The organism is Bradyrhizobium sp. UNPF46 (assembly GCF_006658625.1).
Lineage (GTDB): Bacteria > Pseudomonadota > Alphaproteobacteria > Rhizobiales > Xanthobacteraceae > Bradyrhizobium > Bradyrhizobium nitroreducens.
This window is the reverse complement of sequence record NZ_LFJB01000040.1, coordinates 110,766-124,076: the sequence shown is the minus strand read 5'-3', so window position 1 is coordinate 124,076 and position 13,311 is coordinate 110,766. Positions and strand designations below refer to the sequence as shown.

17 protein-coding genes are annotated in these 13,311 nt (G+C 64.3%); 12 read left to right on the top strand and 5 right to left on the bottom strand.

The features are described 5' to 3' along the window. Positions 1–149: 149 nt before the first annotated feature. Positions 150–500 (bottom strand): hypothetical protein, encoded by a 351-nt coding sequence (locus UNPF46_RS16885; protein WP_100180964.1) that lies wholly within the window; start codon positions 498–500, stop codon positions 150–152. 89 nt (positions 501–589) lie between these two features. Between UNPF46_RS16885 and UNPF46_RS16880 the strand changes: the two genes are divergently transcribed. Continuing rightward, positions 590–1,120 (top strand): TetR/AcrR family transcriptional regulator, encoded by a 531-nt coding sequence (locus UNPF46_RS16880; RefSeq protein ID WP_142250744.1) that lies wholly within the window; start codon positions 590–592, stop codon positions 1,118–1,120. A gap of 59 nt (positions 1,121–1,179) precedes the next feature. After that, a complete protein-coding gene (locus UNPF46_RS16875) occupies positions 1,180–1,377 on the top strand; it encodes a Trm112 family protein (RefSeq protein WP_100175297.1) in 198 nt (65 codons plus the stop codon). A gap of 114 nt (positions 1,378–1,491) precedes the next feature. On the opposite strand, the gene UNPF46_RS16870 is transcribed toward UNPF46_RS16875, so the two are convergent. Next, positions 1,492–2,712: a ubiquinone biosynthesis hydroxylase gene (locus tag UNPF46_RS16870; protein ID WP_142250743.1), complete on the bottom strand. Its 1,221-nt coding sequence runs from the start codon at positions 2,710–2,712 to the stop codon at positions 1,492–1,494. A 201-nt stretch (positions 2,713–2,913) separates the two neighbouring features. Here UNPF46_RS16870 and tesB point away from each other — a divergent pair, with 201 nt between their 5' ends. After that, complete coding sequence (tesB, locus tag UNPF46_RS16865; RefSeq protein ID WP_142250742.1) at positions 2,914–3,777, top strand: acyl-CoA thioesterase II; 864 nt, start codon at positions 2,914–2,916, stop codon at positions 3,775–3,777. On the opposite strand, the gene UNPF46_RS16860 is transcribed toward tesB, so the two are convergent. Then, positions 3,774–4,622 (bottom strand): DUF4339 domain-containing protein, encoded by an 849-nt coding sequence (locus UNPF46_RS16860; RefSeq protein ID WP_142250741.1) that lies wholly within the window; start codon positions 4,620–4,622, stop codon positions 3,774–3,776. The genes tesB and UNPF46_RS16860 overlap by 4 nt on opposite strands. A gap of 33 nt (positions 4,623–4,655) precedes the next feature. Next, positions 4,656–5,552: a DUF4339 domain-containing protein gene (locus tag UNPF46_RS16855; RefSeq protein WP_142250740.1), complete on the bottom strand. Its 897-nt coding sequence runs from the start codon at positions 5,550–5,552 to the stop codon at positions 4,656–4,658. Positions 5,553–5,801: 249 nt separating this feature from the next. Between UNPF46_RS16855 and UNPF46_RS16850 the strand changes: the two genes are divergently transcribed. From UNPF46_RS16850 to UNPF46_RS16820, 7 genes are all read left to right on the top strand, one after another. Then, positions 5,802–6,140: a P-II family nitrogen regulator gene (locus tag UNPF46_RS16850; RefSeq protein WP_142250739.1), complete on the top strand. Its 339-nt coding sequence runs from the start codon at positions 5,802–5,804 to the stop codon at positions 6,138–6,140. Positions 6,141–6,271: 131 nt separating this feature from the next. Next, positions 6,272–7,573: an ammonium transporter gene (locus UNPF46_RS16845; protein WP_142250738.1), complete on the top strand. Its 1,302-nt coding sequence runs from the start codon at positions 6,272–6,274 to the stop codon at positions 7,571–7,573. A 39-nt stretch (positions 7,574–7,612) separates the two neighbouring features. After that, positions 7,613–7,927, top strand: coding sequence for an ArsR/SmtB family transcription factor (locus UNPF46_RS16840; protein WP_100175290.1), 315 nt, complete (start codon positions 7,613–7,615; stop codon positions 7,925–7,927). 12 nt (positions 7,928–7,939) lie between these two features. Continuing rightward, positions 7,940–8,296 carry an SRPBCC family protein gene (locus UNPF46_RS16835; RefSeq protein WP_100175289.1) on the top strand — a complete coding sequence of 119 codons (357 nt, stop codon included), beginning with the start codon at positions 7,940–7,942 and terminating at the stop codon, positions 8,294–8,296. 39 nt (positions 8,297–8,335) lie between these two features. Further along, positions 8,336–8,938 (top strand): ATP-dependent Clp protease proteolytic subunit, encoded by a 603-nt coding sequence (locus tag UNPF46_RS16830; protein ID WP_142250737.1) that lies wholly within the window; start codon positions 8,336–8,338, stop codon positions 8,936–8,938. Between the two features lie 441 nt (positions 8,939–9,379). Then, entirely contained in the window at positions 9,380–9,718 is a 339-nt protein-coding gene (locus tag UNPF46_RS16825) for a P-II family nitrogen regulator (RefSeq protein ID WP_008142813.1), read from the top strand. Positions 9,719–9,755: 37 nt separating this feature from the next. Continuing rightward, complete coding sequence (locus UNPF46_RS16820; RefSeq protein WP_100175287.1) at positions 9,756–11,204, top strand: ammonium transporter; 1,449 nt, start codon at positions 9,756–9,758, stop codon at positions 11,202–11,204. 40 nt (positions 11,205–11,244) lie between these two features. On the opposite strand, the gene UNPF46_RS37535 is transcribed toward UNPF46_RS16820, so the two are convergent. Next, on the bottom strand, positions 11,245–11,409 hold the full coding sequence (locus UNPF46_RS37535) for a hypothetical protein (RefSeq protein WP_181769969.1): 165 nt from the start codon (positions 11,407–11,409) through the stop codon (positions 11,245–11,247). Here UNPF46_RS37535 and UNPF46_RS16815 point away from each other — a divergent pair. Next, positions 11,404–11,808, top strand: coding sequence for a GFA family protein (locus UNPF46_RS16815; protein ID WP_142250736.1), 405 nt, complete (start codon positions 11,404–11,406; stop codon positions 11,806–11,808). The genes UNPF46_RS37535 and UNPF46_RS16815 overlap by 6 nt on opposite strands. Before the next feature lie 283 nt (positions 11,809–12,091). After that, positions 12,092–13,306 carry an aminotransferase class I/II-fold pyridoxal phosphate-dependent enzyme gene (locus tag UNPF46_RS16810; protein ID WP_181769968.1) on the top strand — a complete coding sequence of 405 codons (1,215 nt, stop codon included), beginning with the start codon at positions 12,092–12,094 and terminating at the stop codon, positions 13,304–13,306. Positions 13,307–13,311: the final 5 nt, after the last annotated feature.

The window sequence follows — 13,311 nt, the reverse complement described above, 5'->3', positions numbered from 1 at the left end:
TCAATCGGTGACGGGCGTGCTGCGCTTTAGATAAGTTCTATTGTTGAGATTAGAGTAGTTCTAACGTGACCGAAAATACGAGCGCTCCCTGCGGCAAAGGCAGATTTGCGCCACTGCTGCGGCCATACGCCTCACGGACGGATCCTCATCTAGTATCCGGCAACCGACATGACGACGACCGCACTGAGAGCCATCCAGCCGAAGTGCCGGCCGCGCGTGGCCCATGCGTTGGCGAGCGCGGAGAAACCGAACACGCAGGCCATCGTGGCAACGATCCAGTGGCGCGCCAGCTCCGAGTGCATCCGGGGCACCACGATCAGAAGCACGCCACCGCCGATCCAGGCAATGGTCGAGGCCTGCCAGACCAGGCGGATCAGGGTGCGGAGCCGTTCCGGCTCGATGCGGGCGCGGGCGAACACCTTGGCCTCGCCGAGATAGCCGTGGATGAGGGCCACCACGATGGTCAGCACGCCGGCGCACTGGAGCAAGAGATCACGCATCGTTGTCTCCATACATGTGTGTATGGTGACATAGGTGCTGGCCCGCGGCCTGTCAATACACTAGTGTATGGTCGGATCTGGGAACCGAAATGACCGAACAGCTTTCCGCCGACGACTGGATCAAGGAAGGGCTGAAGGCGCTGGCCGAGAGCGGCTTCACCGCGCTGAAGGCCGATCCGCTCGCCAGGGCCATGGGGGTGTCGCGTGGCAGCTTCTACTGGCATTTCGCCGATCTGGCCGCGTTTCATGCCGCCGTGCTGAAGCGCTGGCGCGAGATTGCGGCGGAGCAGATCATCGCCGACGTCGAGGCCGCCGACGGCGAGCCGCTGAAAGCACTGTTGCGCAGGTCATTTGGCGCGCGCCTCGATCTCGAACGCGCGGTGCGCAGCTGGGCGGCCTTCGATGCGGCGGCACAAGGAACCGTGCGCGCCATCGACCGCCGCAGGCTCGATTACATCGAAGGGCTGCTGGGAAAGCTTGGGCTCGAGGCAGCAACGGCCCAGGCCCGCGCACAGATCCTTTATTGGACGTTTCTCGGGCATGCCCTGTCGGGCGCGCCGGTGCCGAAGGCGCGGCTGCAGGCCCTGCTCGACGAGATCTTCGCGATGATCTCTGCGTGAGCCCGCAATGGGCGGACGCGAATTTCTGTGCTAGAGGCAGCCGACCGCCGGAGACCCCGATGAACACGTCCACCGAACGACCCGAAAATACCGTCGATCCCAAGCTGCTGGAAATTCTGGTCTGCCCGCTGACCAAGGGCCCGCTGGAGTTCGATTCTGCAAAGCAGGAGTTGATCTCGCGCAGCGCCAAGCTGGCTTATCCGATCCGCGACGGCATTCCGATCATGTTGCCGGAAGAGGCGCGCAAGATCGATTGACCTCGTCTCCGAGTCTTCGCCAAACTCTTGCTGCGGCGTATGGGTCCCGGATCGGCGCGCGCTCAGGCGCGCTTGTCCGGGACGACAGTGGAGGGTGTAGCGCCAGCGTCCCGCCTACAACGCCTCGCCCTTCAACAGCCTCGGCACTTCGCCCGTCAACCCTGCGGCCTGGCGGATGAAGAGGTTCTTCAGCGGCGGGGCGCGGTCGACGAGGCCGAGACCGATGTCGCGGACGGTGCGCAGCAAGGTCGACTGGTTGGAGAACAGGAAGTTCAGCGAGTTGGTGGCCACACCCATCGCCATGGTGTCGAAGCGGCGCCAGCGCTGGTAGCGCTCGAGCACGTCGGCGCCGCCGAGATCCATGCCGAGCCGCGCCGCGTCGACGACGACCTCGGCCAGCGCAGCGACATCCTTCAGCCCCATGTTGAGGCCCTGCCCCGCGATGGGGTGGATGACATGGGCGGAATCGCCGACCAGTGCGAGACGCTCGGCGATGAAGGAGCGCGCGACGAAATAGGACAGCGGAAACGCGCGCGGCTTGTCGAGCGCCTTCACCTCGCCGAGATGCAGGCCAAAACGCTGCTCGAGCTCGGCGTGGAATTCCTCATCGCTGAGCGCGATGATGCGCGCGGCCTCGGCGCGTCGCTCGGTCCACACCAGCGAGGAGCGCCTGCCCGAGAGCGGCAGGATCGCAAAGGGTCCCGCCGGCAGAAAGTGTTCTTCGGCGCGGCCCTCGTGATCGCGCTCGTGACCGACGGTGACGACGATGCCGGACTGGTCATACTCCCAGCCATGGGTCGCGATGCCCGCCCGCTCGCGCAGCTTTGAGCGCGCGCCATCGGCGGCGACCAAAAGACTTGCAGCGATCACGCTGCCGTCGCCGAGCGTCACGTCGATGCCTTCGGGGCGCGCGTCATAGGAGGCGACGGTGGTCGCACGCAAATCGATGCCCTCGGCCTCGGCGCGCGCCGTCAGCGCGTCGATCAGGCGGCGGTTCTCGACCATATGCGCAAACGGCTCGCCCGGCGCGACGTCGCCGGCGAAATTGAGGAACACCGGACGGGTGGCGTCTTCCAGCTTGGAATCGGTGACGACCATGTCGAGGATCGGCTGTGCCTCGGCCCTGACGTCGTCCCAGGCGCCGATCGCCTCGAACAGGCGACGGCAGGCGGCCACGATCGCGGTGGCGCGGGGGTCACGGCTCGGCCGCGTGCTGAGCGCGGGATCGGCGACGATGACGGGGATCTCGGGCCCAAGCCCCTGGCGCAACGCCAAGGCCAATGCGAGGCCGGCAAACGCGCCGCCACCAATGACAATGCTACCCTGTACCGACATACCCAAATTCCCGGTCAATTCTCGGTCTTGCTAGCAGACTTGAGCTGGGCGAAACAGTGCGGTGAAACAAGGGCGGAACGGCCCAAATCCGTCATTCCGGGGCGCGCAACGCGCGAACCCGGAATCCAGAGGTTATCAGCTCGAGATTCCGGGTTCGCACTGCGTGCGCCCCGGAATGACGCAGCACCAGAAAGCACCATCATGTCCAAAAGCCTGATCGACCTCATTTCGATCCTCGACCTCGAGCAGCTCGAGGTGAACCTGTTCCGCGGCAACAGCCCGAAGACGAGCTGGCAGCGGGTCTTTGGCGGCCAGGTGATCGGGCAGGCGATGGTCGCGGCCTGCCGTACCGTCGAGGGCCGCCTGCCGCATTCGCTGCATTGCTACTTCATCCTTCCGGGCGATCCGCAGATCCCGATCATCTACCAGGTCGAGCGCCTGCGCGACGGCAAGAGCTATTCGACCCGCCGCGTCACCGCCATCCAGCACGGCAACGCGATCTTCTCGATCATGGTCTCCTTCCATGCCGAGGAAGAGAGTGCTTTCGATCACCAGGATAAGATGCCCGACGTGCCCCCGCCCGAGAAGCTCACGGCGGAGGAGGTGGCGAAGCAGCCGATGTTCAAGGAGATGCCGGAATTCATCCGCCGCTACTATGAATCGGACCGGCCGATCGAGCTGCGTCCCGTCGAGCTCGGTCGCTATTTCGGCCAGAAGATCGACGACGGCCGCATTCATGTCTGGATCAAGACCGCGGCCACGCTGCCGGATGATCCGGCGCTGCACATGTGCGCGCTCGCCTATGCCTCCGACTTCTCGCTGCTCGATGCGATCATGGCACGCTACGGCCGCACGCTGTTCGACAAGCGCATGATGCCGGCGAGCCTCGACCACGCCATGTGGTTTCACCGCCCGTTCCGCGCCGACGAATGGCTGCTCTACGCCCAGGATTCGCCGAGCGCGCGCGGCGGCCGCGGCTTGACTCGTGGCTCGATCTTCAAGCCCGACGGCACGCTGGTCGCCTCCGTCGCGCAGGAAGGCTCCGTGCGCGAACGGCGGTCCTAGACTGGCGCGGTTCTGCGCTCGACGAGTGCGAACTGCGCCATGGTCCACGTGAAATACCAGCGCAGCAGCCACGGAATCGGAATGATCAGAAGGCAGCCGAAACCGAATGCGAGAGTTCGCCACAGCAGCTGAAGGCCGGTGCCGACGAAGATCATCTCGCGCCGCGTTCCCGCGATGTTGCGGCAGATCCAGCGCATCCATGCGGCCATGACCCAGGCCCAGCCGATGATCGTGAACACGGCGAGAAACATCAGGACCTGCCAGCCGATGAAGACCCAGGGGCTGCCGTTGAACGTCATCGGAATCGGCTGACCGTTCGAGCTGACATTGGCGACGACCCAGCGCATCACCATCCAGGACAGGAATGCCTGGATAGGGATCCCCACAAGCTGAAACAGGTCGCCGAAAAGTCCCGCATAGCCCACCAGCGCCAGCGCGATGAAGACGTACCAGACATCGCCGACCTCTCCGGTGAAGCCGATGTTCGGTCGTTGCGGAACGTGGATGCGCGGGAAGAGCCAGCGGTAGTAAGCGGTGGCGGTCCAGGGAGCCGGCACCACGACGGCGTTGCCGATCACCAGCAGGATGCACCATCCCAGGAACGACCACAGCGGCAGATCTACCGAGAGCCGGCCTTGCCCGTCGCCGCTCGAAGCCGCCGCCGGCGATCCGCCGGGCACCAGACCGGGGACCGCGCCGGCCTTTTGCCAGCCCGCCATCCCCTCGGTCCAGACCAGCGTGTCTGACCGCACGATGCCCCGTGCGATCAGATCGCGAAACTGGGCCTCCGGGAACGGCCCCTTCTGCTGGCCCTCGGATGCGTGAAACCAGAGTCGATGCGACATCTACGTCTGCTCGCTACCGAAGGCCCGCGGCCGTCACATCGCCGCCTGCGACCCGCGTGGCGCAAGCACGGTCTGCGAGGCGAACCAGTTCATGATCCAGCGGTACACCCACGGAATCGGGATGATCAGGGTGCACAGGATCGCTGCGACGATGCCGCGCCAGAGGATGTCGAGACCCGAGCCCTTGAACACGATCTCGCGCCGCGTGCCTTCGATGCTGCGGCAGAACCAGCGCATCTGAGCTGCGGCGACCCAGGCCCAGCCGATGATGGTGATGATGGAAATCGCGAACAGCAGATTCCAGCCGATATAGGCCCAGACCGAACCGGTGAAGCTGAAGCCGAGCGGCTGCCCGTTGGAAGCAAGGTTTGCGATCATCCATTTGATCAGCAGCCAGTAGAGCACGAGCTGGACGATGAACAGCAGATTGCTCAGCAACTGGCTGCCGATGAAGCCGATCGCGATCGCCAGAACGATGAAGCCGAAGAACCAGGGCACCAGCGTCATCGCGCTGCCGGTGAAGCTGAGATTGGGCCGCCCGGGAACCCTGACGCAGGGCACGATCCATTTCATGTACCAGACGAACAGCCACGGCACCGGGATGACAAAGCACGAGCCGATCACGAGCACGAGCGTGCGCCAGGTGAAGTCGAGAATGCCGAAATCGACCGACAGCGATCCTCCGCCGGCGCCACCGCCCGCATAACCACCACCGCCCATCATCGGCGGTCCGCCCGCCGGGATCATCGGCGGCGCGCCGCCGCCCCCGACCAGGCCGGGGATTTCGGCCGCCTTCTGCCAGCCGGCCATGCCCTCGGTCCACACCAGCGTATCCGGGCGCACGACGCCCTGGGCGACGAGATCGCGGAACTGCCCTTCCGGAAAGGGCCCCTGCTGCTTGCCCTCGGATGCGTAGAACCAACTCGCCATGAAACGTCCCCCTCAAACATACTTATGTACCAGCCGGGACGCTTGGGTTCACCGCATCCATGCCGAAAATGCATTGTGAAGGATGAACGGTTGCCCTGTACAGAGGCGGCCGTTCACATGACCGCCCTTGGCCAAACGTTTTTCCGCTTCAATCTGCAACTTTTTTGTGCCATTTGCCCGGAAAGATGCCAGATTGACGCAGCGCCGTGGACATACGGCGCGGCGCATCCCGGGGAAATAGGCCTGACCATGAAGCTCGTCGTCGCGATCATCAAACCCTTCAAGCTCGATGAGGTCCGCCAGGCCCTGACGTCGATCGGCGTCCACGGCATGACCGTGACCGAAGTGAAGGGCTACGGCCGCCAGAAGGGCCACACCGAGATCTATCGCGGCGCCGAATATGTCGTGAATTTCCTGCCGAAGCTGCGCATCGAGATCGCGGTCGCTTCCGACGTCGCCGACAAGGCGGTCGCCGTGATCACCGCGACCGCGCGCACGGGGCAGATCGGCGACGGCAAGATCTTCGTCACGCCGATCGACCATGCACTGCGCATCCGCACCGGCGAGACCGACAGCGACGCGCTCTAAATCTTAGTTTCGACGCGTTTTCTTCGCGCGAACCGTTATCCGCTTCGCTCGAAAACGCTTCGCTCTTCTTTGATCGCACCGGGGCAACGACGCCGGATCGTGCGACGCCAATTGATGCCGGGGGGAACGATATGGCGGGAATGTTGCGGCGCGCGGCTTCGATGGCTGCGCCGATTGGAGTTGCGCTGGCCATGGCCGCGCCTGCATATGCGGCGGATTCCGAGATCAACACGGCCGACACGGCCTGGATGATCGTCGCCACCGCGCTGGTGCTGATGATGACGATCCCGGGGCTTGCGCTGTTCTATTCCGGCATGGTGCGCAAGAAGAACGTGCTCGCCACCATGGCGCAGAGCCTTGCCGCCGTGACCATGATCTCCATCCTCTGGGTCGCGTTCGGCTATTCGCTGTGCTTCGTCGGCGACGGTCCGTGGATCGGCACGCTCGACCGCTGGTTTCTCGCCGGCATGACCATGGACAGCGTCAATCCGGCCGCGAAGACCATCCCGGAAGCGCTGTTCATGCTGTACCAGATGACGTTTGCCATCATCACGGTGGCGCTGGTCGCGGGCTCGGTCGCCGACCGGATGCGGTTCTCCGCTTACCTCCTGTTCTCCGTCGCCTGGTTCATCTTCGTCTACATTCCGCTGGCGCATTGGGTCTGGGGCGGCGGCTTCCTCAACAGCATGGGCGTGCTGGATTTCGCGGGCGGTCTCGTCGTGCATCTGTCGGCCGGTACCGGCGGCCTCGTTGCGGCGAAGGTGATGGGGCGCCGCCACGGCTACGGCACAGAAAATCTCTCGCCGTTCGACCTGTCGCTCGCGGTGATGGGCACCGGCTTGTTGTGGGTCGGCTGGTTCGGCTTCAACGGCGGCTCGGCGGGCGCGGCCAATTCACGTGCCGTGATGGCGATCATCGCCACCCACCTCGCTGCCTGCTCGGGCGCGCTGACCTGGGGCGCGATCGAATGGTCGACGCGGCGCAAGCCCTCCGTGCTCGGCATGATCTCCGGCGCGGTCGCAGGGCTCGGCACCATCACGCCGGCCTCCGGCTTCGTGGCGCCCTGGCACGGCATCGTCATCGGCATCCTCGCCGGTGCTGTCTGCTACTGGGCCTGCACCTGGCTGAAGCACCGCTTCAACTATGACGATTCGCTCGACGTGTTCGGCGTCCACGGCATCGGCGGCCTGACCGGGACCCTGCTCGCCGGCGTATTCGCAACCAGCGCGATCGGCGGCACCGCCGGCCTGATCGAGGGCCACCCGCAGCAGTTGCTGATCCAGTTCTATGGCGTCGCCGTCACCTTCGTCTGGTCGGCGGGCGTGAGCTTCATCCTGCTCAAGCTGGTCGGCCTGTTCGTGCCTTTGCGCGTATCCCGTGAGCACGAGCTTGAAGGTCTCGATATTTCGCAGCACGGCGAAGCCCTGCAGTAAGAGCTTGCGCAACACATAAGTGTATGCTTATGTATTGCCATGACCGAAGCCGACATCTTCAAGGCGCTGGCCGATCCGACGCGCCGCAGGGTCTTTGAGAAGCTCGCCGGCGGAAGCCTGAATGCCAGCGCTCTGCGCGATGGTCTGGAGATCAGCCAACCCGCGATGTCGCAGCATCTCGCTGTGCTGCGCGATGCAGGCCTCGTGCGCGAGCAGCGGCAGGGCCGCTTTGTGAATTACGAAGTCGACCCGAACGGAATCGTCGCCATCGGGGCATGGCTTGCGCGCTACCGCGCCTACTGGCCGAAGCGCATGGAAGCACTCGCCGACCTCCTCAAGGACATGGATCAATAAGGATCTGGATCAATGAGCGACCTCGTGAAGCCTGATCATCCCGATCAAAGCCTGGTGCTGGAATTTGAGTTCGACGCACCGCCGGCAAAAGTCTGGCGCGCCGTCACCATTCCGGCTTTGCGCGAGCGCTGGCTGCCGGATTGCGACCTTGCCCGTGCCGAGCCGGAATCATCGATTCCCGGCGAGGAGGTGCGCTACCGGCTTCGCGATTCCGAACCGCCGTTCCGCGAGAGCCGCGTCACCCTCCGGATCGAGCGGCATGAAGACGGCCGCACCCGCTTACGCATCATCCAGCAGCCCTGCGACATCACGACAGAGCTGCCGCGGCCGGCCAATACCAATTGCTGCCTGATGCGCGCGGCGGCCTAGCACAAGAGACTTCATCACCTGCAGACATGGAGGTCGCCGATGCGCGACATGCTTCAGCTCGTCCCTATGGTCGTCGAACAATCAGCGCGTGGCGAACGATCCTTCGACATCTACTCGCGGCTGCTGCGCGAACGCATCATCTTCCTCAACGGCGAGGTCAATGACGCGATGTCCGGGCTGGTCTGCGCGCAGCTGCTGTTCCTGGAGGCGGAGAATCCGAACAAGCCGATCAATCTCTACATCAACTCCTATGGCGGCGTGGTGACCAGTGGCCTTGCGATGTACGACACCATGCAGTTCATCAAGGCGCCGGTGCATACGCTGTGCATGGGCACCGCGCGCTCGATGGGCTCGTTTCTGCTGATGGCCGGCGAGCCCGGTCACCGTGCCGCGCTGCCCAATGCGAGCCTTCACGTGCATCAGCCGCTCGGCGGCTTTCAGGGCCAGGCGTCCGACATCCTGATCCACGCCAACGAAATGCAGCAGACCAAGCGGCGCATCATCCGCCTCTATGCGCAACATTGCGGGCGTTCCGAACAAGAGGTGGAACGGACCCTCGACCGCGACCACTTCATGACGGCGCAGCAGGGGGTCGAGTGGGGCCTGGTCGACAGGGTCTTTGCGGAGCGCGAGGCCGCCTGACGTTCCGACGGCGGTTCCGACCGGATGCTCCACCAGAAGCTTGTCCCGCCGACAGGGCGGCACTTGCGCGCATCCAGTGGGCACAAGGGTCGGCAACTTGATATTTCGCGGCACCGCCAAGTCGTTCCGGAACCCTCTACTGTATTTAAATACCGTATTGCTGCCCGACACATGAGCAACATTGTGTCGGCAGCCTGTCGTGCTCGTGTTTTGAGCAGACATGACCACGTTTTGGGCGCGACGGAATAGCGCACTGCACCGCAATACCCGTCGAACGCGAAAACCCCCGTTTTCATAGTCCGTTAGGCAACACGCCCGATCTGGCACGGCATTTGATTCTAAGGGTCCCGGCTGTGCCCGCGTAGTGAACTTCTCCCTCGTGGCGAACCAGTCGAGAACGCCCGGCCACGTCCGGACCGGGCCCAAGCGGGGATAGGACCCATGAAAATTGTTATGGCGATTATCAAGCCATTCAAGCTGGAAGAAGTCCGTGACGCCCTGACCGCCATCGGCGTTCACGGTCTCACGGTGACGGAAGTCAAGGGATATGGCCGCCAGAAGGGCCATACGGAAATCTATCGCGGCGCCGAATATGCCGTGAGCTTCCTGCCCAAGATCAAGATCGAGGTCGCTGTCGCCTCCGACCAGGTCGACAAGACCATCGACGCCATCACGTCCGCTGCGAAAACCGGGCAGATCGGCGACGGCAAGATCTTCGTCATCAACCTCGACCACGCGGTGCGCATCCGCACCGGCGAGGCCGATGCCGCGGCCCTTTGATTTCGCGCTCAACCTTATCCAATCAGGAGTGAATAATATGACGTTCAAGCGTCCCTATGGCGCGGGATTGGCGGCTCTCGCAGTCGGCCTGTTCGCTGCGACCGCAGCCTACGCCGAGCCAACGGTCAACAAGGGAGACAACGCCTGGATGCTGACATCGACAGTGCTCGTGCTGTTGATGACCATCCCCGGCCTCGCGCTGTTCTACGGCGGTCTCGTCCGCTCCAAGAACATGCTCTCGGTCCTGATGCAGGTGTTCTACACCGTCTGCGTCGTCACCGTGATCTGGGCGGTCTACGGTTACAGCCTCGCTTTCACCGGCGGCTCCGACTTCATCGGCGGCTTCTCCAAGGCCTTCATGATGGGCGTCACCACCGACTCGAAGGCCGCGACCTTCTCGGTCGATGCCAACATCTCGGAGCTCATCTACATGTGCTTCCAGATGACCTTCGCGGCGATCACGCCCGCGCTCATCGTCGGCGCCTTCGCCGAGCGCATGAAGTTCTCGGCGATCGCCCTCTTCATCCCGCTCTGGGTCACGCTGATCTACTTCCCCATCGCGCACATGGTCTGGTACTGGCCGGGCCCGGACATGATCCAGGATGCGGCCAAGGCTCTGGCTGCGGCGGGTGATGCGGCGGCGAAGACCGCGGCGCAGGCCAAGCTCGACGAGATCAACGCCGACGCCGGCTGGATCTTCAAGAAGGGCGCGATCGACTTCGCTGGCGGCACCGTGGTGCACATCAACGCCGGCATCGCAGGCCTCGTCGGCGCTCTCCTGATCGGCAAGCGCGTCGGCTACGGCAAGGAGCTGATGGCTCCGCACTCGCTGACGATGTCGATGATCGGCGCCTCGCTGCTCTGGGTCGGCTGGTTCGGCTTCAACGCCGGCTCCAACCTCGAAGCCAATGGCGGCGCTGCGCTTGCCATGACCAACTCCTTCGTCGCCACCGCAGCCGCCGCGCTGTCGTGGATGTTCGCGGAGTGGATCATCAAGGGTCATCCGTCGGTGCTCGGCGTCATCTCCGGCGCTGTCGCGGGCCTCGTGGCCGTCACCCCTGCCGCCGGCTTCTCCGGCGTGATGGGCGCGATCGTCCTCGGCCTCATCGTCGGCGTGGTCTGCCTGTTCTTCTGCACCGTCGTGAAGAACGCGCTCGGCTATGATGACAGCCTCGACGTGTTCGGCGTGCACTGCATCGGCGGCATCGTCGGCGCTCTCGGCACCGGCATTCTCGTCAACCCCGCCCTCGGCGGCGCCGGCATCATCGACTACACCGCGATCCCGCCGAAGGTTGCCGACTACGACTTCGCAGCGCAGATGATGTCCCAGATCTGGGGCGTCGGCACCACGCTGGTGTGGTCGGGCGTCGGTTCGGCGATCCTCTACAAGGTCGTCGACGTGATCGTCGGTCTGCGCACCAATGTCGAGAGCGAGCGTGAAGGCCTCGACATCACCGAGCACACCGAGCGCGCCTACAACATGTAACTCCTCCCGGGCGCGGTCTCCCCGGAGATCGCGCCCAGAACTACGGTTCGGGCACATACCCGGCAATGCCCTGACCGTTGAGGGGCTCCAGCGCAAGCTGGAGCCCCTTTCTTTTGACCGGAGCGCCGAAGAAAAAGATTGCCATCGGCACCGCCCACGCAGAAATATCGACCTCAAGAACAACAATCGGGAGGACGTCATGCATTTGGAAGGTGGATGCTATTGCGGCGCGGTGCGCTACAAGGCCGAAGGCGATCCGATGATGCAGGCCCAGTGTCACTGCCGGGAGTGCCAGTACATCTCGGGCGGCGCGCCCAACACTTTCATCGCGATGCCGGCGGCCGGCTTCAGCTACACCAAGGGACAGCCCAAGCAATTCACCCGCAAGGACCTCGAACGCGCGGTCACGCGCGAGTTCTGCGCCGAATGCGGCACCCATCTGGTGACCAAGGTTCCGGGCCTGCCCGCCGCGATCCTGAAGGTCGGCACGCTGGACGATCCGGCCCAGTTCCATCCGCAGATGGCGATCTACACCTGCGACATGCAGGAATTTCATGCGATCCCGCCCGGCATGAAGACATTCGAGAGGCTGCCGGGGCACTGACGCGCCTGATTCTGCGAAGCTCGTCATGGCCGGGCTTGTCCCGGGCATCCACGTTCTTGAGTGCCGCCCGGAAGGCGTGGATGGCCGGGTCAAGCCCGGCCATGACGCAGCTCCCGAACAGCCTCCCATCCCGTTGTTATCCGGCCCCATTATTCCTGCTCTGGACGGAGGCGGCGGCCGATGGTTAATCGCGTCTTAACCTCGCCCTATCTATGGTGAACTGAACCGCTTTCCCGCCGGCGCCGTGCTGCGACCGGCCGTTCCAAGAGTACTGGCGCCCAGAATGGCTCTGACCGCTTCAACCCGTGCGCCGCAGGGCGGTGGTAGCTCCGATTCCGCACGCTCGCCCTTCGTCCGGCTGAACGAGCTGTTGGCGCCGCATCAGCCAGGCAAGCCCTTGATTTCGCTTGCGGTCGGCGAGCCCCAGCATCCCGTGCCCGACTTCGTCGGTCCGGTGCTGGCCAAGCACATTGCCGATTTCGGCCGTTACCCGATGAACCAGGGCACCGAGCCGTTCCGGAACGCTGCAGGCGCCTGGCTGTCGTCGCGCTTCAAGCTGCCGCGGCCGCTCGACCCCAAGTCCGAGATTCTCGTCCTCAATGGCAGCCGCGAGGGCCTGTTCCTCGCCGCGATCGCTGCCGCGCGCTATGTCGGCCCGCGGCCCGGCAAGCCCGCGATCCTGATGCCGAACCCGTTCTATCCGGTCTATGGCGCCGGCGCCTTAGCTGCAGCCTGCGAGCCGGTCTATCTGCCGACCACCGTGGAAAACGGCTTCCTGCCCGATCTCGACGCCATCGACGAGGCGACTTTGGCGCGCACCGTGGCATTCTATCTGGCCTCGCCTGCCAATCCGCAAGGCTCGGTCGCCTCGCGCGATTACTTCACGCGCCTGAAGAGCCTCGCCGACCGCCACGGCTTCATGATCCTCAGCGACGAGTGCTATTCGGAGATCTACACCCGCGAAGCGCCGGGCAGTGCGCTCGAATGCGCCGGTCCCGACTTCGCGCGCGTGGCTGCGTTCCAGTCATTGTCGAAGCGCTCGAACCTGCCGGGCCTGCGGGTCGGCTTCGCTGCCGGCGACAAGAAATTCATCGGCATGTTTCTCGAGCTGCGCAACATCGCTGCGCCCCAGGTGCCGGTGCCGCTCCAGCACGTCGCGACCTTTGCCTATGGCGACGAGGCGCATGTCGAGGAGAACCGCAGGCTGTACCGGATCAAGTTCGATCTCGCCGACCAGATCATCGGCAACCGCTACGGCTATCGCCGGCCCGATGCCGGCTTCTGCGTCTGGCTCAACACATCCGAGATCGGCGACGACGTCTCCGTGACGCTCAAGCTTTTCAAGGAAGCAGGCGTGCGCGTGGTGCCCGGCAGCTTCTTGGCGCGGCAGCAGCCTGACGGATTCAATCCCGGCGCGGGCTACATTCGCCTCGCGCTGGTGCAGGATGGCGAGACCACGGCGCAGGCGCTGCATCGTCTGGTCGAGACTCTGGGTTAGGCGGG

Bases quoted from the DNA above. Each gene is read 5' to 3' on its own strand.
- UNPF46_RS16885 (WP_100180964.1), bottom strand. From the start codon at position 500: ATGCGTGATCTCTTGCTCCAGTGCGCCGGCGTGCTGACCATCGTGGTG.
- UNPF46_RS16880 (WP_142250744.1), top strand. From the start codon at position 590: ATGACCGAACAGCTTTCCGCCGACGACTGGATCAAGGAAGGGCTGAAG.
- UNPF46_RS16875 (WP_100175297.1), top strand. From the start codon at position 1,180: ATGAACACGTCCACCGAACGACCCGAAAATACCGTCGATCCCAAGCTG.
- UNPF46_RS16870 (WP_142250743.1), bottom strand. From the start codon at position 2,712: ATGTCGGTACAGGGTAGCATTGTCATTGGTGGCGGCGCGTTTGCCGGC.
- tesB (WP_142250742.1), top strand. From the start codon at position 2,914: ATGTCCAAAAGCCTGATCGACCTCATTTCGATCCTCGACCTCGAGCAG.
- UNPF46_RS16860 (WP_142250741.1), bottom strand. From the start codon at position 4,622: ATGTCGCATCGACTCTGGTTTCACGCATCCGAGGGCCAGCAGAAGGGG.
- UNPF46_RS16855 (WP_142250740.1), bottom strand. From the start codon at position 5,552: ATGGCGAGTTGGTTCTACGCATCCGAGGGCAAGCAGCAGGGGCCCTTT.
- UNPF46_RS16850 (WP_142250739.1), top strand. From the start codon at position 5,802: ATGAAGCTCGTCGTCGCGATCATCAAACCCTTCAAGCTCGATGAGGTC.
- UNPF46_RS16845 (WP_142250738.1), top strand. From the start codon at position 6,272: ATGGCGGGAATGTTGCGGCGCGCGGCTTCGATGGCTGCGCCGATTGGA.
- UNPF46_RS16840 (WP_100175290.1), top strand. From the start codon at position 7,613: ATGACCGAAGCCGACATCTTCAAGGCGCTGGCCGATCCGACGCGCCGC.
- UNPF46_RS16835 (WP_100175289.1), top strand. From the start codon at position 7,940: ATGAGCGACCTCGTGAAGCCTGATCATCCCGATCAAAGCCTGGTGCTG.
- UNPF46_RS16830 (WP_142250737.1), top strand. From the start codon at position 8,336: ATGCGCGACATGCTTCAGCTCGTCCCTATGGTCGTCGAACAATCAGCG.
- UNPF46_RS16825 (WP_008142813.1), top strand. From the start codon at position 9,380: ATGAAAATTGTTATGGCGATTATCAAGCCATTCAAGCTGGAAGAAGTC.
- UNPF46_RS16820 (WP_100175287.1), top strand. From the start codon at position 9,756: ATGACGTTCAAGCGTCCCTATGGCGCGGGATTGGCGGCTCTCGCAGTC.
- UNPF46_RS16815 (WP_142250736.1), top strand. From the start codon at position 11,404: ATGCATTTGGAAGGTGGATGCTATTGCGGCGCGGTGCGCTACAAGGCC.
- UNPF46_RS37535 (WP_181769969.1), bottom strand. From the start codon at position 11,409: ATGCATGACGTCCTCCCGATTGTTGTTCTTGAGGTCGATATTTCTGCG.
- UNPF46_RS16810 (WP_181769968.1), top strand. From the start codon at position 12,092: ATGGCTCTGACCGCTTCAACCCGTGCGCCGCAGGGCGGTGGTAGCTCC.